The 21542-nt window shown below is 51.0% G+C and carries 17 protein-coding genes and 1 tRNA gene; 8 read left to right on the top strand and 10 right to left on the bottom strand.

Annotation, left to right across the window (positions count from 1 at the left end):
* Position 1: 1 nt before the first annotated feature.
* On the top strand, positions 2-895 hold the full coding sequence (locus F457_RS0107655) for a LysR family transcriptional regulator (protein WP_018980548.1): 894 nt from the start codon (positions 2-4) through the stop codon (positions 893-895).
* 153 nt (positions 896-1048) lie between these two features.
* On the top strand, positions 1049-1960 hold the full coding sequence (locus F457_RS0107650; protein ID WP_018980547.1) for a DMT family transporter: 912 nt from the start codon (positions 1049-1051) through the stop codon (positions 1958-1960).
* 12 nt (positions 1961-1972) lie between these two features.
* Here F457_RS0107650 and F457_RS12580 read toward each other — a convergent pair whose 3' ends face one another.
* The 3 genes from F457_RS12580 to F457_RS0107635 form a co-directional block, all read right to left on the bottom strand.
* Positions 1973-3355 (bottom strand): amino acid permease, encoded by a 1383-nt coding sequence (locus F457_RS12580; protein ID WP_245539126.1) that lies wholly within the window; start codon positions 3353-3355, stop codon positions 1973-1975.
* Between the two features lie 11 nt (positions 3356-3366).
* Positions 3367-4266 carry a taurine dioxygenase gene (tauD, locus tag F457_RS0107640; protein WP_051081317.1) on the bottom strand — a complete coding sequence of 300 codons (900 nt, stop codon included), beginning with the start codon at positions 4264-4266 and terminating at the stop codon, positions 3367-3369.
* A gap of 1190 nt (positions 4267-5456) precedes the next feature.
* On the bottom strand, positions 5457-6353 hold the full coding sequence (locus tag F457_RS0107635) for a hypothetical protein (protein WP_018980544.1): 897 nt from the start codon (positions 6351-6353) through the stop codon (positions 5457-5459).
* A 520-nt stretch (positions 6354-6873) separates the two neighbouring features.
* Between F457_RS0107635 and F457_RS0107630 the strand changes: the two genes are divergently transcribed.
* The 3 genes from F457_RS0107630 to F457_RS0107620 are packed head-to-tail and all read left to right on the top strand — an operon-like array spanning position 6874 to position 9360.
* Complete coding sequence (locus tag F457_RS0107630; RefSeq protein ID WP_018980543.1) at positions 6874-7695, top strand: MetQ/NlpA family ABC transporter substrate-binding protein; 822 nt, start codon at positions 6874-6876, stop codon at positions 7693-7695.
* The gene (locus tag F457_RS0107625) at positions 7686-8729 is read left to right on the top strand and encodes a methionine ABC transporter ATP-binding protein (protein ID WP_018980542.1); all 1044 of its coding nucleotides are present in this window, start codon (positions 7686-7688) and stop codon (positions 8727-8729) included. Before F457_RS0107630 ends, F457_RS0107625 begins: the two co-directional genes overlap by 10 nt.
* Positions 8710-9360 carry a methionine ABC transporter permease gene (locus tag F457_RS0107620; RefSeq protein WP_018980541.1) on the top strand — a complete coding sequence of 217 codons (651 nt, stop codon included), beginning with the start codon at positions 8710-8712 and terminating at the stop codon, positions 9358-9360. Before F457_RS0107625 ends, F457_RS0107620 begins: the two co-directional genes overlap by 20 nt.
* 85 nt (positions 9361-9445) lie before the next feature.
* Here the strand turns inward: F457_RS0107620 and F457_RS0107615 are convergent, their stop codons facing one another.
* Entirely contained in the window at positions 9446-10729 is a 1284-nt protein-coding gene (locus tag F457_RS0107615) for a cystathionine gamma-synthase family protein (RefSeq protein WP_018980540.1), read from the bottom strand.
* An 82-nt stretch (positions 10730-10811) separates the two neighbouring features.
* Here F457_RS0107615 and F457_RS0107610 point away from each other — a divergent pair, with 82 nt between their 5' ends.
* From F457_RS0107610 to F457_RS12575, 3 genes are all read left to right on the top strand, one after another.
* Positions 10812-12215 carry a cryptochrome/photolyase family protein gene (locus tag F457_RS0107610; RefSeq protein WP_018980539.1) on the top strand — a complete coding sequence of 468 codons (1404 nt, stop codon included), beginning with the start codon at positions 10812-10814 and terminating at the stop codon, positions 12213-12215.
* Positions 12216-12561: 346 nt separating this feature from the next.
* Complete coding sequence (locus F457_RS0107605) at positions 12562-13272, top strand: polyprenol monophosphomannose synthase (protein WP_018980538.1); 711 nt, start codon at positions 12562-12564, stop codon at positions 13270-13272.
* A gap of 749 nt (positions 13273-14021) precedes the next feature.
* The gene (locus F457_RS12575) at positions 14022-14909 is read left to right on the top strand and encodes a hypothetical protein (protein ID WP_018980537.1); all 888 of its coding nucleotides are present in this window, start codon (positions 14022-14024) and stop codon (positions 14907-14909) included.
* A 28-nt stretch (positions 14910-14937) separates the two neighbouring features.
* On the opposite strand, the gene F457_RS0107595 is transcribed toward F457_RS12575, so the two are convergent.
* The 6 genes from F457_RS0107595 to F457_RS14290 form a co-directional block, all read right to left on the bottom strand.
* A tRNA-Lys gene (locus F457_RS0107595) sits at positions 14938-15013 on the bottom strand.
* 1246 nt (positions 15014-16259) lie between these two features.
* Positions 16260-16745, bottom strand: coding sequence for a peptidylprolyl isomerase (locus tag F457_RS0107580; protein ID WP_018980534.1), 486 nt, complete (start codon positions 16743-16745; stop codon positions 16260-16262).
* 34 nt (positions 16746-16779) lie between these two features.
* Positions 16780-17286, bottom strand: coding sequence for a pantetheine-phosphate adenylyltransferase (gene coaD / locus F457_RS0107575; protein WP_040920978.1), 507 nt, complete (start codon positions 17284-17286; stop codon positions 16780-16782).
* Positions 17273-20059: a DNA gyrase subunit A gene (gene gyrA, locus F457_RS12570; protein WP_018980532.1), complete on the bottom strand. Its 2787-nt coding sequence runs from the start codon at positions 20057-20059 to the stop codon at positions 17273-17275. Before gyrA ends, coaD begins: the two co-directional genes overlap by 14 nt.
* Before the next feature lie 211 nt (positions 20060-20270).
* Positions 20271-20972 carry a hypothetical protein gene (locus tag F457_RS0107565; protein WP_169584117.1) on the bottom strand — a complete coding sequence of 234 codons (702 nt, stop codon included), beginning with the start codon at positions 20970-20972 and terminating at the stop codon, positions 20271-20273.
* Positions 20973-21313: 341 nt separating this feature from the next.
* Positions 21314-21442: a hypothetical protein gene (locus F457_RS14290; protein WP_018980530.1), complete on the bottom strand. Its 129-nt coding sequence runs from the start codon at positions 21440-21442 to the stop codon at positions 21314-21316.
* Between the last annotated feature and the right edge of the window lie 100 nt (positions 21443-21542).

The following is a 21542-nucleotide window of genomic DNA, read 5'->3' as shown; positions in this document are numbered from 1 at the left end:
AATGGAACGTGCAGACCTCCGCGATCTCTATGCCTTTGTCGCTGTCGCCCAAGCACGAAGCTTCACCAAAGCCGCCGCACGTCTGGGCGTGTCACAATCAGCCTTAAGTCATACGATACGCCATTTAGAAGAACGCCATCAGGTCAAACTCCTGACCCGCACGACCCGCAGCGTCTCACCCACAGCCGCTGGCAAAACGTTCCTGAACGCCCTCACACCCATCTTCAGCCAACTTAACGACGCTTTTGATGATCTGCACCATGCCAGCAACACCCTCACCGGCACTGTGCGCATTACCTCAGGCAAGCTTGTCGCCCACATGCTGCTCTGGCCATGTATTGAAAAACTCAGCCAACGCTACCCCAACCTTGTCTTTGAAATTGATGCCTCCCATCGCCTCCATAATATCGTTACCGAAGGATTTGACGCCGGCATTCGTTTAGGTGAACAAATTGAACAAGACATGATTGCCGTGCGTATTAGCCCCCCAAAACGCATGGCTGTTGTGGGCTCTCCCGACTATTTCGCCCACCATGCTCCACCTCTCACTCCACATGATCTGACCGATCATGCATGCATCAATCTCCGCCTCCCCACCAAAGGCGGGCTTTATTTGTGGGAGTTTGAACGCGATGGCCGCCCACTCAATGTACGCGTCAATGGCCCATTGATTTTCAATGACACAGACCTCACCGTAGAGGCTGCGTTAAAAGGCTTTGGCCTTACCTGCGTGCTTGATGATGCTGTGCAAGACCATCTCCAAAAGGGCCGCCTTATCCGTGTATTAGAAGATTGGTGCCCACCTTTCCCCGGCTATTACCTCTATTATCCCAGCCGCCGCCACGTCCCACCCGGTCTTGCGGTGCTTATTGAGGCCTTACGGAATCATCAATAAACATTATATATTTCTATTTCAAAACGATAATAGATTAGAAACGTCTTCGCTCCCTCCGTCCTGTAACGGTACAAAAAGTCTCTCTAGAAACATACCGCCATGATCTGTTAAGAAGCCCCTCTCCCTTTTATCCCCCTGATCAGGATGGTGCGCATGGCTTCTTCCCCTCGGCAATACCAGCTTGGACTGTTGAGTATTACCATCACAGCCATTCTATGGGGAAGTATTGGCATCGCCGCGAGCATGGCGCCCCCCGTTCGTCCACTCACAATGGGGGCAGCAGCGATGGGCTGCGGGGGACTGCTCCAAGCACTCAGCGCTTTACCAAGCCTGTACCACGCACGCGCTCTTTTAAAAAAATACGGGCTTTATGTTCTGCTTGGCGGGCTTGCTGTCGCAATTGACCCCCTCGCATTCTACACCTCCATGCATATGTCCGGCGTTGCTGTCAGCACGGTCGTCAGTCTCGGCTCAGCTCCTTTATTCTCGGCTATCATTGATACCGTGATGGATCGTGTCACGCTCGGCCCTCGTTGGTATTTAAGTGCCGCTTTAGGGATTACAGGCATTGCTCTGCTCTGCTTCGCAGAACGCACAGCCAGCCTCTCTCACCACGCCGCCCCCGCACCAATTATGGGGATTATTCTCGCCCTTATCATGGGCTTTACCTACGCCTTCTACTCTTGGGCCGCCCACCGGCTTATTCAACGTCATGTTCCCTCAAGGGCCGCTATGGGCAGCATTTTTGGTGTGGGCGGGCTGCTCCTTATGCCGGTGCTCTTCAGCACAGGGGGCGCTTTTCTGCTCTCTTGGCATTATATCGCCGCCGCGGCGTATTTAGCGGTTATTCCGATGCTCATCGGCTTTATGTGCTTTGGCTATGGGCTGCGCCATGTCCCTGCAAGCACCGCAACAACCATTACGCTTCTTGAACCCACAGTCGCTGCTCTTTTAGCCGTTTTCATACTGGGCGAACGTCTTCCCTGGGTTGGATGGAGCGGTATTGGGCTCATTATGCTCAGCCTTATCTGTGTCACCTCTCCCAAAAAAGGCAATAACGCTTAAACCAGCCGCCCCTTACGAACCAAGCTGGGCACGGCGCTGCCTCACATGGAGGGATATGCTCACGCCAAGAGCCAGCAAGGCGATCGTGCCCAATGACAAAAGCGTATCAATCCGCGACCCCGGCAAGAAGAGCAATAAGATCGTTAGGACAGGGATCACACCAATAACCGTTCCTGCGATCCAACGATTCAGGCGCTTTTGACGTAATCTGGGGTTCCGCCAATAAGCGATGGCGGCCATCATATACATAAAGAGAATTAACCCGCCCGATGCCCCAAGCAAAATAGGGTACACGGTCTCTGGTGACCCGACGGCAAAGAGCACAATAATCAGCTCCAATGCCGTGGTAAGCCGTAGCGCCCATACCGGCACATGACGCGCTGTTTCCTGAGTGAGGAAAAGCGGTGCAAGGTTAAGGCTGCCTAACTCGCGCATCGTGCGAGACACGACATAAACAGCGGAATTAAGGCACGAAAGCACGGCAATCAACGTCACGGCAATGGCGGCTTTTTGCGCAAACGGCACATGCAGCATGTGCAACACCGTTAAGAATGGCGAATGCCCAACCCGAACCGCATCCCACGGCACCAATGACACAATGACCAGAACAGACCCGGCATAGAAGAACAGAACTTGCAGCGGCAAACGACGCACCGTGCGGGTAATATTCTCCACAGGGCGGTCACTATCAGCGGCCGCCATCACCGCAATTTCACAGCCGCTAAATGTCTGCACAATCATGGGGACAGCCCCGATCACAGCCCACACACCACAGGAGAAAAACCCACCATGGCTCGTCATCGTTTGTACGGCTCGGCTAAACGGATGTCCTGACCATGCCAGCCATCCCAGCCCAATAAAAATAAACACACCCAAAAAGAGCAGCTTTAATATGGAAAGCCCCGCTTCTGCCTGCCCATAATGACGGAGGGATAAACGATTAATCGCCCAAGCGATCGCAATAAAAGCCAACGCCCCCACAAAAGCGGGTACAGCGACCAAGTCTTGAAGGATCATCCCCCCCGCTACAGCCTGCGCACCGGCTGTAACAGCCCAAAGAAACGCATAGCTCCAGCCACTCATAAAAGCCGCACGCGGCCCCACATGCTGGGCAATATGGCTGATAAAAGAGCCACGACCTTGGGCATCAATCGCTAAACCACCCAGAAGGCGCATCACCAGCCAAACAACGGCCCCCGCACCAAGATAGGAAAGCAGCACAGCAGGCCCAGAAGCCGCAATCGTTGCCGATGTGCCCACAAACAGCCCTGCCCCGATAATTCCCCCAATGGAAATCATCGCAACATGAAAGGACTTCAACGTGTTCGCCTTTGGACGACCGTCATCACGTAACACATGACCATTAGGCTGCGGGGCCACCGCCATCGACTTCATTCCTCTTTCTCTTATGACGGGCCAACGGGGCGATCACCCAAGATCGTGACCCGGTTCATAATCCGTCGTGCTGGGCGATAATCATCAACCGCATAATGCTGCGTAATGCGATTATCCCAAAAGGCAATATCACCTTCTTCCCAACGCCACCGTACCGAATATTCCGGCTTCGTGGCATGGTGGAATAAATAACTCAAAAGAGCCTGACTTTCACCAAAATCCACATCATTAATTTCGGTCGTGAAGCCTTCCGCCACAAAAAGCCCTTTTTCGCCCGTTTCAGGATGTACCCGCACCACAGGATGTGTCACAGGTGGGTGCGCATTGCGCGTTTCCGTCCATTTTGCGAGTGCTTCAGGTGTGTTTCCAAAACGTGACACGGGAAAAGACCGTGTAAAATCATGCTGAGCCGTCAGATGCTCCACACGCTGGCGCATCCCTTCGGACAGTCCTTCATACGCAGCAGTCCCACTCGCCCAGATCGTATCACCACCCCCGGTTTCGGGCAAAAGACGTGCCGCTAAAACCGCTGCTTTTGGTGGCTTTTCTTCAAACGTCACATCTGTATGCCACAGCGCATTATCACGTAGATCATTCAATGCCGTATCCAGCACAATCGCTTCAGGCACGTCCTTTACAACAGGGAAAATGGGGTGCCGATGCAGGCTTCCAAAATTGCGCGCAAAATCACGTTGCTGCACAGGAGAAACCTTCTGACGACGGAAGAACAGCACCTGATGAGTAAGCAGCAGCGCATTGATCTCATCACGCAAGGCCGGTGTAAGAGGCTTGGAAAGGTCAATCCCTTCCACCACCGCACCAATAGCAGGAGACAAACGCGTCACCTGAAGTGCATTAGCCGCCGGGGCCACAGCAGGAGAACGATTGAGAACAGAAGAAACAGCAGCCATAATCGTGGCCTCCATGATGATGGGGAAGACCCCCATAAAACGACAATTTCATGGTAAATATATTTCACACGATTTTTCAAAGTGAAAATAACATATATTACTATATTGTTTAGTTTTATATCGATGGCATGGTTTTGATAATCCTTATTTTCCCGTGGGTTACCTTCTCACATAACGCAACTGGAAAATGTTATGGATGGTCCATTCCTTTCATAAAACGTACCATCCAGACACTATCTATAGCTCTCAATACACGTACCGACATCACACCCATCTTCTAAGATCAAACCCTATTGATATGAAATAACAAACAAGCAGATAGCCCGTTTAAGTCCTTTTCCGAAACTCACAATATACCTCACCGTTATGATCCCCTCGTGTTGAACGGCAGCATCTTTATAAACCCCAACAGCCTACAATGAAGCGCGTTTCCCAAAGAGTATAAGTAATACCAAAAGGAAAGATGACGAACGTCTACAGGCGAACACACCAGCAAAAAAGAAAGAAATTTTCTTGTCATCTTTATCTACATCACGTCAATTTTTGCAGTATAACTGTTTCAAACACCGCCAATAGTTCACAATAGTTTCTATAAAAAAATGAAATACTATGGTTTATCGGGCCTTAATATACTCTTTAGTAGCAGCAATAAGAAAGGAAGAGACGCTGCCCTACGCCTCCAGCTTTCACCAACACATGAAACACTGAACAGCCATCTACCAAAGGCAAACTCAGAAAGCACGACACGTCCCACCGTTCTGATATCGCCAAAAAACCTAAGATATCGTTCGCCAAAGTTTCTTAGACGACGTCTTCCCTTTCAAACGAACTTTCTCAATTAACATTTCCCAGAAAGACCAGCTCCGATCAGAAAAAACTCATGTCATCATACTCATGATAATCCGTTCGGCAGTCCATCTATCTTGCGAAACTTAACAGGCCCTAAAGCTCAGAACAGCCAGAAGCTTCGACGCTGTCATGCCATTCTCATCATTCCTGAACATCACCGTTATCGTGCTCTATAGGTCATGCAGCTTGTTTTAGGTCGCAGACGAACAGCCTCAGTCAATCACTCGCAAACCGCCTTTGTCTCGCTCGTCCTCCCTCCCCCTTACGGCCCCTTTTCTATCCATACAATCTCTGAGAGAGTTTGAAACAAAACAGAACCTCATCCAGCAAGCATATTTCCCTTAATCTGTAGGGTTTGACGGCAACGAAAGCTTACGCTCCATCATCTCTTTAATCTGGTCTAAAGACGTTCTTTCATTCGCAATAATTTCATAATGATAGTGCTCCTCTTCCTTGCGAGCTGTTGTGTAAGTTTTTCTCCATTCTTTTATATAATTTTCAACATCTCTAAATGTATCTTTATATTCTTTAAATAATTCTTTTTCATTTATTGTGCGAATCTCTTTTTTAACAAAACCACAATAACTTTCAAAATAAAAAACAAATAATTTTTCCTTAAGACCATAATTAATATCAAGTCTATACATATATTTTCCATCGTTGTTGGGGAAGTCTGTTAACCCTTCCCTAAAGAGAGAGTACAATATATTCGTGTATTCATTAGAAATAACTTGAGTTAAATCCACATCCTTTTTCCCCAAATTTTTATGCATATTGTTCTTTTCATTTTCTACCTTCTGAAGCAAATCATCAACAATAACAAGATTCAGAAACCCTTTCTCCTGAAAAAATCGAATAGATTTCATCAAATTTTCAATAGTATGATCCTTATCAAAAAGAAGATATACTTCTTCCAACATCGACATATAAGAACTATCTGGATACGTCTTCTTCTCTAATTTAAATACAAGTTCATCCTCATCCTTTGGTATAAACTCATAACGTTCTTGAAATTTCTTATAAGCCGCAAAACGCTCTTTAAAGAGATTGAGCCTATACGCATTGGCGTTGATCTTTTTCTGTGATCGCGCCACCCAGAACGCTGCACCGGCGATGAGAATACTGAAAAGAGAGGCTCCTAATGGTGCAAAATCCTTCAGTACCGTCACGAAAGAAGGATAAGAGGAAGGCGAAACGCAGGATAATACCATATTATGGATAGAACATGTGGTCTGCATGGTGCTTTCAACCCACTCCTCATTCAAAGATAATCACGCATTATCGCCTCTTATAGCATCCGATAAACCAATGACCTCATAATATTCCCCGCCCTTTTACGATCATGTTGGGCAGCTAACGAAGCTCAGCATTTCATAGGTAAGCTCGCGTTCTTTCATTCTCTTTGGATGAAATGCCTGTGGATCTTCTGGAAGACGACACGAAATCACGTCCAATCCCGACGATAATAAGCGCACTCAACTTTCCTACAGCCGCCCTGACAACCAAAGCCCTTGGAACCTACGTCGATACGTAGAACCATATCTCTCCGAACACATAACCACATCCTTATATTGATAAAAACGAAAAAAGCTTGTCTGATGGCGTATTCCTCGCTACCACCATTTCCCCGCTGTCTCATTAAGCGATAGCTGAGCGGCGATAGCGGCCATAGCGAAGCACTCCTATTTTCCTATGGCACGACATATAAATGTTGAATATGGTGTAAAACGACACTTAACCGTTGAATGGTACATGCTCATGACCCGGTCTCCTTCTTTTAATCGCCGCCGGTTTCTGAACTTTTCAGCCGGCTTGGCAGGTTCTGCTTTGCTGTCCTCCGCTTATGCGGCCCCGGCCCGTGTGCTCAAAATCGGGATTATGTCGGGCGAGGACGAAGATATTTGGCGTATCGTTGCACAAAATGCAGCCAAGTCTGGGTTGACGCTTAAGGTCATCCCGTTCTCTGACTATAACGCCCCCAATGAAGCTCTGACCGAGCATGAGCTGGATGCCAACGCGTTCCAGCATCGCCCCTTTATGGAGGCGCAAATAAAAGCACACGGCTATGAGATCACCCCCGTTGGGGACACGTATTTCCAGCCGATTGGGCTTTACTCCCATAAATGGCATGCCATCGCAGACCTCCCCAAAGGGGCCACTATTGGCGTGCCGAACGACCCCAGCAATGAAGGCCGCGCGTTGCGGATGCTCCAAACATTGGGGCTGATTAAGGTCTCCGCCGATGCGGGACTGTTCCCCACCGCGTTGGACATCACCGACAACCCACGCAACATCACCGTCCAAGAGCTAGACGCGGGCATGGTGGGGCGTTCTTTGTCAGACCTTGATGCCGCCATCGTCAATACCGATTGGGCCCGTAAAGCCGGGATTGACCTCGTTAAAGACCGGATCGGTGTTGAGGGGCTCGCCAATAACCCATACGTCAATTTTATCGCGGTCAACACGCAAGATGCCAACGCCGCTTGGGTAAAGCCATTGGTGGAGGCTTTCCATCAACCTAATGTGCATCAGTCTATTGACGACCTCTTTCATGGTACGGTCTCGCCTGCATGGTCATGAAAGCCCCTATTCTTGAAAGCCGTCACGTCACCCATCGTTTTGGTGGCCAAGCCGCACTAAAGAACATCTCTTTTTCCATCGAAAAAGGCGAGGTTGTTGGTGTGATTGGCCGCTCGGGTGCGGGAAAATCAACGCTGCTGCGCTTCCTCTGTGCACTTGAAACGCCTGAGGAAGGGCAGATCCTGCTGGATGGGATCGACCTGACCAAACAGCCTGAAAACCGGCTGATTGAGATACGCCGTCATATTGGCTTGGTCTTCCAGCATTTTAACTTGCTGACCTCCCGCACCGTGGCTAGTAACATTGCTCTACCTCTCCAAATTGCAGGACGCCCACGTCGGGAGCAGCAGGAACGTGTCAACGAACTGCTTGAGCTTGTTGGATTGGCGGGTTTTGGGGAGAAATACCCTTCCCAGCTCTCCGGCGGGCAAAAACAACGTGTGGGGATTGCCCGTGCACTTGCCGCAAACCCGACCTTGCTGCTCTGCGATGAAGCGACCTCGGCGCTAGACCCAGAATCCACCACCTCCATTCTCAATCTACTGACCGACATTAACCGCAAGCTTGGCTTGACCATCATTATCATCACCCATGAGATGGATGTTGTGCGCCGCTTTGCTCGGCGCATTTTGGCATTAGACCATGGGAAGCTGATTGAAGATGGCACGTTAATCGACTTCCTCAGTGATGGTGGGCAGAAGAAGACCCTCCAACCGCTTTTGGCTGATATTCGCCCCAAACTGCCCAATGATGTTGCACAGCAGATGTGCGAGACGGATTCCCCCGGGGCTGCAATTATCATGCGCGTTGTCCATAGCGGTGAAGGCGTGATGCCGCCCTTCTTTGGGGCCTTAGCCCAACGGTTCACCCTTGATGCTGCCTTGCTGCAAGGCGGGGTAACGACCATTAGCGGCCAGCCCGTTGGGGATATGATTGTTAGCCTTCGCGGGGAACGCCGCGATGAGGCCGTTGAATTCGTTAAAGAGCTCGTTAAAAGCATGGAGGTTCTGGGATATGTCCCCCATCATCCTTAATGTCATCCTCCACGCCACTCTTCAGACGCTTGAGATGGTTTTTGCCTCCACCGCTTTTTCAGTGCTGGTGGGGCTGCCTTTAGCGGTGTTTATGATCGTGACTGGGCCGAATGGGCTCTATCGTTTGCCGATCATTGGCCGTCTTGTCGGCATTATCGTCGATGCGTTGCGGGCGATCCCCTTCATCATCCTGCTGGTGGTGCTGATCCCCGTCACACGCTTTATTGCGGGCACGTCCTTAGGCACAGAAGCCGCCATTGTGCCGCTATCAATTGCTGGGATCCCCTATTTCGCGCGGCTTGCTGAAGTGTCCTTACGGGAAGTCGATATGGGGCTTGTTGATGCGGTTAAAGCCATGGGCGGCACACGTCTGACCATTATCCGCTCGGTGCTCATCCCCGAAGCCCTACCAAGCCTCATCGGGAGCCTGACGGTAACCCTCATTACTATGGTCAGCGCCTCCGCAATGGCCGGGGCCATTGGGGCTGGTGGTTTGGGAGACCTCGCCATCCGTTACGGCTATCAGCGCTTTAACACGACCGTCATGATGGATGTGGTGATTGTCCTCATCATCATGGTGTTCATCATTCAAATGGTGGGCAACAGCCTGACACGCTGGCTGCGTCACTAGCACCGCCACGAACAACTATGACGATACAAAAAAGGGGACGTATCCGGGACGCCCCCTTTTTCTTTAGACGTTCAAAAAGGCGCCCTTACGCTTTCTCAAGTGCCTGCTCGAGATCAACGAGCAGATCGTCACCATTTTCAACACCCATAGACAGGCGCACAGTGGCATCCGTCACACCAATACGGTTACGCACCTCTACCGGCACACCAGAATGGGTCATGGTTGCTGGATGGCTCGCCAGTGACTCTGTCCCACCAAGGCTGACGGCCAGCTTCATGATCTGCAACGCATTTAAGAACTTAAAGGCTGCTTCCTGCCCACCGACAATGTCAAAGGAGAAAGTTGACCCGGCCCCGCTGCATTGCTTCTGATACACATGCCCTTGTGGGGAGTTCTTATCATAGAAAGGCGGGTAATAGACCGTCGTCACCTTAGGATGACGCTCTAGAAAGGCCGCCGCTTTCTCCGCATTGATCGCCGCACGCTCCATACGCATGCCCAATGTTTCGAGCGAACGTCCCAGCATCCAGCAGCTATGAGCATCCAGCTGCGTGCCGATCGCACCACGAAGCTGACGGATCGGCGTCATCATCGCTTTTGTGCCCATCACAGCGCCGGCCACAAGGTCGGAATGACCACCCACATATTTCGTGAGGGAATAGAGCGACAGATCCGCCCCATGCTCCAATGGATGCTGATAGACCGGGCCGAGCAGCGTATTATCGCACGCCACAAGCGGACGGTACCCCTGCTTATCCTCAATCTTCTCCGCCACACGACGCATAAGGGCAATATCGACCAGACCATTCGTTGGGTTAGCCGGCGTTTCCGCGAGGATAATCGCCACACGCCCTTCAGCCATGGCTTTTTCGGCTGCTTCTGTTACCGAGGCTTCATCCACGCCATTACCAAAACCCACAGCTTTAATGCCGAGGGAGGCCATCGTTTTGCTCAGTAATGTTTCTGTCCCACCATAAAGCGGCTGGGAGTGCAAAATAACATCACCCGGACGCGCATACGCCAGTAACGTTGTCGTAATGGCGGACATCCCGGAAGAGAACACCGCCGCATTCTCTGTGCCTTCGTAGATCGCTAAACGATCTTCCACAATCTCGCTATTTGGATGGTTAAAGCGCGAATAAACCAACCCAGCGCCCTTACCCTCAGGCGGTTGCTTACGACCGGACACGTAATCAAAGAAGTCGCGCCCTTCTTCAGCAGTCGGGAAGACGAAGGTTGAGGTCAAAAAGACCGGTGCTTTCACAGCCCCTTCTGATAAAACAGGATCATACCCATAATTAAGCATCTGTGTATCAGGATGGAGGCGATGCTCGCCGATGAAAAGTTTATTATGATTGGATTCGGCCATGTCACTTTTCCTCTTTAGGATATAATGGTTGCTTTATAAGCTCCCATGACACACTCTACGGGTTCTTGTGAAGGAGAAAACGATGGTGCAGCGCCCTACTCTTCTCTGGTTTCGTGATGATTTACGCCTCGACGATCATCCAGCCTTGTATGAAGCCGCTCAAATAGGGCGTCCCCTTCTCTGCGTCTTTATCCTAGAAAACGGCCAAACAGCGCTGCCTCCCCTCGGTGGTGCAGCCCATTGGTGGCTTCATGGGGCGCTCTCCTCCCTCCGCCACGCTCTAGAAGAACGCGGCGGCACGCTCATTACCCTTCGGGGAGAAGCCGAGACCCTCATCCCCGCTCTCGCCCGTGCCACACAGGCCGCGAGCGTGCATACCCATGCGCGTTTTCATGAACGGGAACGCGCGCAAGAAGACCGTATCGCCCAAGCTCTGCCGGATCAGGTCGCTCTGCATAAATATTGGGGCACGGTTCTACTAAGCCCAAACACCGTCGCAACCAAAAGCGGGGCTTCCTACCGTGTCTTCACCCCTTTCTGGAAAGCCCTTCAACAGCACCCGATTCCGACACCCCTGCCCATTCCACGCACGCTTCAGTTCTTCGCTCTTCCAGACGACGTGTTGTCAGAATACCGATTCGATGAAGAAACATTACGCCCCCACCATCCCGACTGGGCCGAAGGCCTGCGCGAGCGTTGGGACACCTCCCTCATCGCGGCTCATGAGCAACTGGACGACTTCATCACCCACGACCTCGCTCATTACGAGACCGACCGTAACCTTATGGGGCAAGAAGGCACATCATGCCTCTCCCCTCGTCTGGCATGGGGGCAACTGTCGCCCCGTCGGGTCTGGCATACCGTGCGCCAAAGCGGCAAAAGCCAACCCGATACGCGCTGCTATCTCAGCGAGCTCGCTTGGCGCGACTTCGCCCGTTACACACTGTATCACACGCCTGATCTCCCCTTCCGCAATCTTAATCAGAAATTTGACCGGATGCCTTGGCGCAACGACCCCAAGGCTCTACGTGCGTGGCAGCAAGGCCGCACGGGCATTCCCATTGTTGATGCGGGCATGCGTGAATTATGGCACACAGGCTGGATGCATAACCGCGCACGGATGATTGTCGGCTCCTTCCTCACCCGTCATCTTCTGATCCATTGGCGCGAAGGAGAGGCTTGGTTCCGCGATACGCTCATTGATGCCGACCACGCCAGCAATAGCATGAACTGGCAATGGGTCTCCGGCACGGGCATTGATGCCACCCCTTTCTTCCGCATCTTCAACCCCACCTTGCAGGCTGAAAAATTCGACCCGCACGGCGATTATATCCGCACATGGGTGCCTGAACTACGCTCTCTTTCTGGAAAAGAGCTCCGCGAACCTTGGACAGCGCCCAGCCTCTTTAAGACCGACTACCCCGCACCCATCATAGACCTTAAAGAGGGACGGGCTCGGGCATTGGACGCACTTCGGAGCCTATGAGAAGCCTTTCCAATCAGGCATCACAATAATAGATAGTCTTTCCGTAAAACGATGAGGCTATCGACCCAAATATAGACATATTATCCCCGAATTTGAACACTATAGAAAAAAATGTCATATGGTTTTCTTCTTAAAAATTTTATAGCAACTTAATAATTATGGTGATATATAATAAATTACTTTGTTGTGACACTAATTAATTTATAATGTGTGTTTTTACATTATTTATTATTTTTGTTCTAAGTAATTAACTTTATTTAACACTTCTCTCATCCCCTTTTCCTAGATGACAAAAACAATGATTGCCGTTATTAATGCGTCATAGTGTTTATCTCTAGGGTGCTTCATGTCGTCACTTTGTCTCAGTATCATCATCCCTTGTTATAATGAAATTGATAACGTCATACCCCTCACGCAAGCACTTGAAAAAGCACTCGCAGGTCTCGAATGGGAAGTTATATTTGTTGACGACAACTCCCCCGATGGCACGATCAAACGTGTCCGAGATATTGCCCAACATAACCCCCGTATCCGTGGTATCCGACGCATCGGTCGGCGTGGCCTCTCCTCCGCTGTTATTGAAGGAGCCATGAGCTCATCTGCTCCCATCATTGCAGTTATGGATGGTGACCTCCAACATGATGAGACGTGCCTCAAACCTATGATTACCGCCTTACAAAGCGGCAAATATGACCTCGTCGTTGCAAGCCGTCATATCGAAGGTGGAAGAAATGATGGGCTCGCTAACGGATGGCGCCGTGCCCTCTCACAAGGAGGAATATGGATTACCCAAAAACTCCTCTCATCCTCACTCACCGACCCCATGAGCGGCTGTTTTGCGATACGCCGCTCTTGTTTTGATGAACGCGTTGAAGCTCTTTCTGGCAATGGCTTTAAAATTCTTCTCGATCTCGTACTTGCACGCTCAACCCCATTACGCATTCACGAAGTGCCCATGATCTTTCGGAACCGTGCGCACGGTGAAAGCAAACTCGGCCTCGGGGTCATGGTCTCTTTTGCCATCATGGTTCTGAAAAAAGTCATCTCAAAAAGATAAGCCATGCCCGCTCCTTTACTGTTACGCTTCCGCTAGTCTTTGTTAGGTCTTGAGGCAATCTTCTGTAGCAGCGATGAGGACCACGGAAAGAAAGTAGATGGCGGTACCTGTAAGCTCATTTTGAACAACTGACGTCAGGATCGTTTCGCCGTGTTGGAATAATAGGGCGCGCTCCACGGTTCCAGAGAGTGTCACGGAACTTTGGGGAAGTATTAGCCACGATCGCAAACGACATAACCCGGCCGGTTATCAAGGAGGAGGCCGTAAGCAGAAAACAACTCATGCGTTTGCCCGAGTGAAAGCATGAAAGACAGCGCTTTCCCGCGTCCGCATCACCGCCGCAGACCTTGGTACCAAAATCCCCCATGTGAGTTGCCAGACACCAATTTTCGACCACCGAATGCACCATTGTGCAGCCATCCACCAAAGACTGGAACTCAGAGGGCAAAGCACGTCATGTCGCACCGCTCTGATGCCGCCAGAAAATAGCAGAAATCATCCGCCGGCGGTTCTTGGGTGGCGTCTTTCCCTTTGGACAAAATTCCTCAATCGGTGCCCCCAGACAACCAACTCAGATCAGAAAAAATAACGGTATCGTTAAGCCTCGTATTCTCTTCTTCAATACCTAATAAACCTGAGTCACAATGCCGTCGACGTATTTTTCCATCTCCTGAGGACTCGTTTTTTATGGCACTTCTTGTCATACTCTTGTGCAGAATACAGACAATACCTCGTCAAAAGAAGCTTGTATGACACGCAAAAAATCCTCTGCTTTATCCGAACCCGCCTCTTCCCAACGCCCTCAATGTTTTGTTGTCATGCCCATTGCCGATATGGAGGGCTATGATCCAGGACATTTCGGGCGTGTCTACCGCAATATTATCATTCCCTCTTGTGAAGAAGCAGGTTTTAGCCCCATCCGTGCAGATGACGTCGGACGTACCAACCTTATCCATGTTGATATTCTCAAACATTTGCTAAGCGCCGAGATGGTGATCTGCGATCTCAGCGGCCGCAACCCAAATGTTTTATTTGAACTTGGGTTACGCCAAGCCTTCGATAAACCAACCGTGCTTATGCAAGAAAAAGGTACGGCTCAGATTTTTGACATCAGCTCTCTACGCTACACTGAATATTCTCGTCATATGCGCTATGATGATGTTCTGGATGTTCAAAAGAAACTCACCATTAGTCTTAAAGAAACCTATGCGCATCGTAATGATGAAAGTAACGTCAACTCCCTCATCCGCCTCCTCTCACTCACCGAGCCCGCGCAACCCAAACCACCCAAAGACCCACAAGCCGCTCAAATGAGTATGATTCTATCAGAAGTACAGGATTTGAAAGGGCTGATGCAGGCTACAGGGACGATGGCTGGGCAGAGATCCTTGCGAAATACCCAGCAGGACTATCGAATAGAAGAATTATTGGGTAATGCAGGTGCAGCTTTCCAACTATACATAGAATCTCCAGATGACCACGTCCTCAAGAATTTTGCTCTTAATGAGATACAAACATCTTACCGCGAGGCAAAATTACTTTACGCACAGCAGCCATCGTTAACAAATAAACGCGTAGTTGAAACAATTAAAGACTATCTGACGAGGATTGAAACGATGGAACAACCCAACGACTAACAACATATCATTTTATAAAAGGGGAACATGGTGAACCGGCTGGGACTCGAACCCAGGACCATTCGATTAAAAGTCGAATGCTCTACCAACTGAGCTACCGGTTCTCCGTGTGGGGCTTTATCTACGGGAAGCACCCCCTAGCGTCAAGGGGGCTTTCAAAGAAAAGTGATTATTTCTTTAGAATATCTCTCAGAGCCTCTCTTCCTTGTCGCCATAGAGAAAGACACGTTTTTACCCGCTTAATGTCAGAAAGGATGAGCTGTTCACACACTTCCCACAGAACGACAAGGGCCCTGATCTTCATGATGCCTATCCGTTAACGAGCACGCAGGAAAACCACACCAGCATTCTACGCCCCTCCATGCCCTAACAGCAGACAATGTCATGAACTTTCTCGGAGAACTACTCCTTCATCAGCCATCACAGCAGGATAGTCCTCGGTTCTGTTAACAAAAGGGGGCAGCCATCATTTGACGGCAACGAGATTGAATAAGCCCATGAAAGACGAGGGAGTCTTATCGTAGCATGGCGCGATGCGTCGCATCTTCTTGAGGTGGTTGTAATTCCGGTAACGCCGCCAGTCTTTTTTCTGTAGAGCACTGCGGCCTTTGCATACTGGAAGGACTGACGGAAGCTATCGCAACCAACCCCTTAACCGGCTAGCATAGTCCCGGGGTTTGACATTAGGGCGCCTTGAATACGTCGTGACTTAACGGGATGCCGTATGTTTTACCTATTGGCTGTCCGTCGCGTACGCTTCCTTCACATTTAGAAAACTAAGAAAACATGACACCTACACCGTTAGCACGAAAGCCGTGTGATTAAGCGAATTTTCCATAATAATAAAACGATGATGATTGATAACACGATCATCCGAGCCCATCAGCAAAGCACTGGAGCCTCTAAAAAGAAGAAGATCAAGCCATCGAGCGCTTACGAGAGACACTGACGACCAAAATCCACGCAGTCTGCGATGCACTAGAAGACCAGATAGAACGGTTTATGACACCGAGACAAACCGCAAAAATATCAACTAGGCTGCGTTGACAAACAATCTTTTCAAATGTCTTTGCACGTGATGCCGTCTTCTCATTGGAGAAGAGAGAGAGCAGATGCGCGGTGATTTAACAGACGAAGAATGGGCTATTATTGGTGAGCTTTTTCCGCCTGAGCATGGTCTCTGGTCACGTCCAGCACATGATGGATAGTACTGTGTGTTCAGGCTCACAGCCAGATCGCTGGCGCAAAAAGGGCCTCTCCATACACCCCCAGCGGGAACGTATTGAGAGGCCCTCATTTCAGCGATCCGCCCATCTGTTCACACAGAACAGGCAACGCAATAACGCGTTCTTACGCTTCAATATAAGCGCGTGTGATATGGTCTGGCTCACTCACCATGCCAGAAGCACCAGAGCCACGTTTGACCTTATCAACATGCTCCATACCTTCGATGACCTGACCAGCAATGGTATATTGCCCGTCTAGGGATGGCACTTTGTCAAACATGATAAAGAACTGGCTGTTCGCGGAATGAGGCTGCATGGTGCGGGCCATGCCCAACGTGCCACGCTCAAAAGACGCCTCACGGGTAAACTCAGCAGGCAGGTCAGGATAAGAGCTTCCGCCGGTTCCGGTGCCGGTTGGGTCACCACTTTGGGCCATAAAGCCTTCAATCACGCGGTGGAAGGGCACGCCGTCATAAAAACCTTCACTTGCCAGAAGCTTCAGGCGCTCAACTGCCTTAGGAGCGAGGTCGGGGCGTAAAGCGATGACGACCTTTCCTTCTGGCAGTTCCAACACTAATTTATCACCAGACGCTACGGTATGTTCTGTCATGGTTCTTTCCTTTTATATTTCACGCCGCACGCGCTTATGAGCGTCCAAGCTTGTGGAGCACACGTGCAGCGACATCAGCGCTCACGAAAGGGGAAATATCCCCCCCTAACCGGGCGATCTCTTTCACAATACGGCTCGCCGTTGTGCGATGCTCTTCTGACGACAGTAAAAACACCGTCTCAATCTCGGGTGCTAAACGGCGCAAAGCCCCCGCAAGCTGGGTCTCGAAATCGAAATCCCCTGCGGAGCGTAACCCACGAATAACGGTACCCGCCCCAGCCTGATGCACCGCATCAACAAGCAGGTTATCGAACCCCACCACGTCAATCCGTGCTCCGTGAGGCAAACGAGACACTTCGTGACGCACGCTCTCGAGCCGTTCTTCTAAGCTCAAAAGCGGCCGCTTCTCGTCATTGACCGCAACACCGATCACGACATGCTCGAACAAAGCCGCCGCTCGTTCGATCACATCCAGATGCCCAAAGGTGATCGGATCAAACGTGCCGGGGTAAAAACCGACGCGCGGATTACTCATCCGCATCGCTTTCAGTAGTGTTTTCCTGCGCAGACGCCTTTTCTTCCGCAGAAGTCTCAGAGTCTGTATCTCCCGCAGCTCCCTCAACGGCTCCCTCAGCATCAGCAGCGTCGTCTTCCTCACTCTCAAGCACAGGGAAGACACTAATGACGCGCTCTTCCCCATTCACACGGAATAAGGTGACACCACCGGCCTGACGCGACATCACACGCACTTGCGCCACAGGCAAGCGGATCAGACGGCCTGTATCGGTGACCATCATGACATCTGTGCCATCCAGCGTTGCCATCGTGCCGACCACTTCACGGCCACGGCGCGGCGTGCTGAACGTCATGTTCGTAATGCCCTGACCACCACGGCCAGACACACGATAATCATACGCAGAGGAACGACGACCAAAGCCTGTATCGGTGACCGTCAGCAATAGCTCTTCCTGAGCTTCCAGCTCCGCGAAACGTTCATCACTCAACGCTCCTTCAATCGAGGCGCTGTCATCTGCCTCGCCCGTGCTATCCACGCTGTCTTCATCACCTTCGCCCAGTTGGGCAGCCGCAGCGGCACGACGGCGCGCATTGGCCATGCGTAGATAGATCGCGCGTTCTTCCACACTTACATCAACATGATTGAGCACGCAGAGGGACACGACCTTATCGTCAGCTGCCAACTTAATGCCCCGCACACCCGTGCTGCCACGCCCTGCGAAGACACGCAGAATCTCATCAGTGATCTGGAAGCGGATCGCCCGTGCCTGACGAGTGGCGAGGAAGACATCTTGCCCTTCACGGCACGTCGCCACCCCAATGAGGGAATCCCCCTCATCAAGCTTCATCGCGATCAGCCCAGAAGAACGAATATTACGGAAGTCACTCAAACGGTTACGCCGCACATTGCCGCTTGCTGTGGCAAAGACAAGATGAAGATCGTCCCACAATGTCTCATCTTGAGGCAATGGCAGCACCGCTGTGATGCTATCGTCGCCTAGTTCTGGCAACAAATTCACCAGCGCGCGCCCCTTGGCTGTTGGCGCGGCTTCGGGCAGATGCCATACCTTCATCCGGTAGGCCTTCCCACCGGAGGAGAAAAACAACACCCATTGATGGGTATGGGCGTTAAAGCTGCGCACCACCACATCATCACCGCGCCGCCCTGCCGCTGTGCGGCCACGCCCACCACGGTTCTGCGAGCGGAACAGATCCAGCGGTGTGCGCTTGATAAAGCCATCACGCGTGATGGTCACCACCATCTGGCCCGGCTCAATGAGGCTTTCGTCAGATTGATCGCCCAGCGCGTTGGAAATCTCAGTCACGCGCGGTGTGTTCAACGCGGCACGAGCGGCCAGAAGCTCATCCCGCATGACTTCCATACGGCGGATATGGCTGCCTAAAATCTCCAGAAGCTCGGTAATCTTAGAACTAACCTCGTCCAGCTCACTTTGAAGCTTTTCCTGCTCAAGGCCGGTCAGGCGTTGCAGACGCAGCTCCAAAATACCGCGCGCTTGCGCCTCGGTCAGATACACACGCCCATCAACGATGACATTGCCGTCATCATGAATCAGCTCCAACAGAGGCTCAACGTCACCGGCGGGCCAATCACGCGCCATCAGCTGCTCGCGCGCTGTTGCGGCATCGGGAGCCGAACGGATCAATGCGATGACCTCATCAATATTGGCCACAGCCAGCACGAGACCCACCAGCAAATGGCCCCGATCACGCGCTTTATTAAGGTCATGCCGTGCACGACGCATGATGACATCTTCACGGAAGCGAATAAACGCATCCAGCACATCGCGCAGCCCCATCGTGCGTGGGCGCCCTTCATCCAGCGCCAGCATATTCACACTGAAGCTCGTTTGAAGCTGGGTGAAGCGATAGAGCTTATTGAGCACCACTTCCGGCGTTGCGTCACGCTTCAGCTCAATGACCACGCGCATGCCTGAACGGTCGCTTTCATCGCGAATGTCCGAAATGCCCTCAACCTCTTTGCTGCGCACAAGGTCGGCAATCTTTTCTTGAAGCGTGGCTTTGTTCACCTGATACGGAATTTCCGTCACGACAATGGCGAAACGATCCTTACGGATTTCTTCCACTTCCGCGCAAGCCCGCACAGGGATAGAACCACGGCCCGTCTCATAGGCCTGACGAATCCCCTTACGACCCATGATCATGGCACCCGTGGGGAAATCCGGCCCCGGGACGATCTCCATCAGCTCTTCCAACGTCATCGTTGGGTTAGCGATCAGAGCCAGAACGGCGTCAATCACTTCTGTGGGGTTATGAGGGGGGATATTGGTCGCCATCCCCACCGCGATTCCCGAGGCGCCATTGACCAGCAAATTCGGGAAGGCTGCCGGCAGAACCTGCGGCTCGCTCTCGCTTTCATCGTAGTTCGGTTGGAAATTGACCGTGTCGCGCTCAATATCGTCAAGCAGGAAAGACGCGGACTTAGCCAAGCGTGCTTCCGTATAACGCATGGCAGCAGGGCTATCGCCATCAACAGAGCCGAAATTTCCCTGCCCATCAATGAGCTTAACGCGCATAGACCAATGCTGGGCCATACGCACCATGGCGTCGTAAATAGAGCTATCACCGTGAGGGTGATATTTACCCATCACGTCACCAACCGCGCGGGCTGACTTACGGTAGGCTTTATCAAAGGTAAACCCGCTCTCCCGCATAGCGTAGAGAATACGGCGATGGACTGGTTTAAGACCATCACGCACATCCGGCAGCGCACGTGAAACAATCACGGACATCGCATAGGCCAAATAAGAGGAGCGCATCTCCTCCTCAATGGTCACTGGAAGGCGGTCAGAAGGCAGAAGATCGTGCGGCTCGCTCAAAACAGGTCCACCAGTTTCTAAAAGGATGACAGGGGACGGTCAGTATAACCTATTCCCACGCACAGTGCCAGTTCAGAGCGACAGGAGAAGAAGCAAACACGCTAGTACATTCTGTCTTTAGCCCATATTCCCCGAGCAAGCGAAGCTATCATTAATTTCCTCGATCTGCTTCAGCAGCTCGCTTCAAAGCATTCAAGTAAACAATCTGGCTCGCAAAAGAAATTTTCTCTTTCGGATCCGTATGACAGACATGCGCAAAAACTCTCTCTAACACGTCCTTGTTTTTTATCCTTCCCAATACAGCTTTATCCGCATCAATGTTCTTCTGTTCATTATCCATCCCTTCCACGGCACCTTCGAACCACTGCCAAGTAAAGAACCCAACTCCATCATATTCATGCTCATTAAAGAAAGTACAGGTCTCACCACCCACACCCACAGACCATTTATAATTCTCATCGCCATCTGTGAATGTCATTGCTTGAATATCTTGTTTGTACTGCTGGGCAATAAGATCAGCGGCGACATACAATTTATAACTTGGGTGAGCACGGCAGATATCATCAAGACGAGATTCAACATTTTGTTCATCACGTGGCAAATAACCAAAACTCTTTTGGTTTCCAAAACCAACCCTAACAAAGTCCATCCCAGAAAGCCGGCCCTGCACCCACGGAATGGCAAGCTGGTGAATAGAAATATGATCAGCATCTGGATTATTATAGAGCTCGCACGGTAGCCCTGCGATACCAAACCTTGGAGGAGCGTTTGATAGATCCTCCTCAGCATGAGCAGCCGTGCACAGCACAAACACGCCCAACAAACCAGCTAACATCGTCTGAAATCGCATCATTCACTCCTCAGCGTGCCTGGGCCTTCTGCGGAGCTTAGACACCTCATTATCAACACGACACGATCATCACGCCCCGTCATACTGCACCAAAAGATATGGAGCAAAAACAAAGAGCGTACAGCAGAAAAGACCGCCTCTTTAACGAGTTATAAATGCTTTTCTCCGCCATGTCGTCTATCCATTTAGGAAGAAACCTCTAAACGCAACGGCCCTAATCACCCTAGAACAGACATGCTTTTTACCTGCCGGACGGATCCGGCCTGACATCTCAACGCCCTTCTCACACCGCTCTCTATCCCGCCATCTGACACCCACGCTAAGGCAGCATGCTCCTCTTATGCCTATCCCAACTCAGGACAATCAGCGACAGGAGAAAATTGGCTCACACGTGGAATCTCAATATCCGTCCCATCTTCCTGAACAGGCTGTATATTATCATCCGTCATTGCATAAACGCGGCCCCAATCCATTAAGGATTCATCCCCTTGGAGCCTTAAAATGTATTCATGCCATCAGTTCCATTGCTTGCGCAGCATTTTCTGTGCGAAGGCGCTCGTAACGTATCACTAA

This window comes from Saccharibacter floricola DSM 15669, from assembly GCF_000378165.1.
Taxonomy (GTDB): Bacteria; Pseudomonadota; Alphaproteobacteria; order Acetobacterales; family Acetobacteraceae; genus Saccharibacter; species Saccharibacter floricola.
Note: the sequence above shows the minus strand (reverse complement) of the source record. Positions and strands in the feature narration are given on the sequence as shown.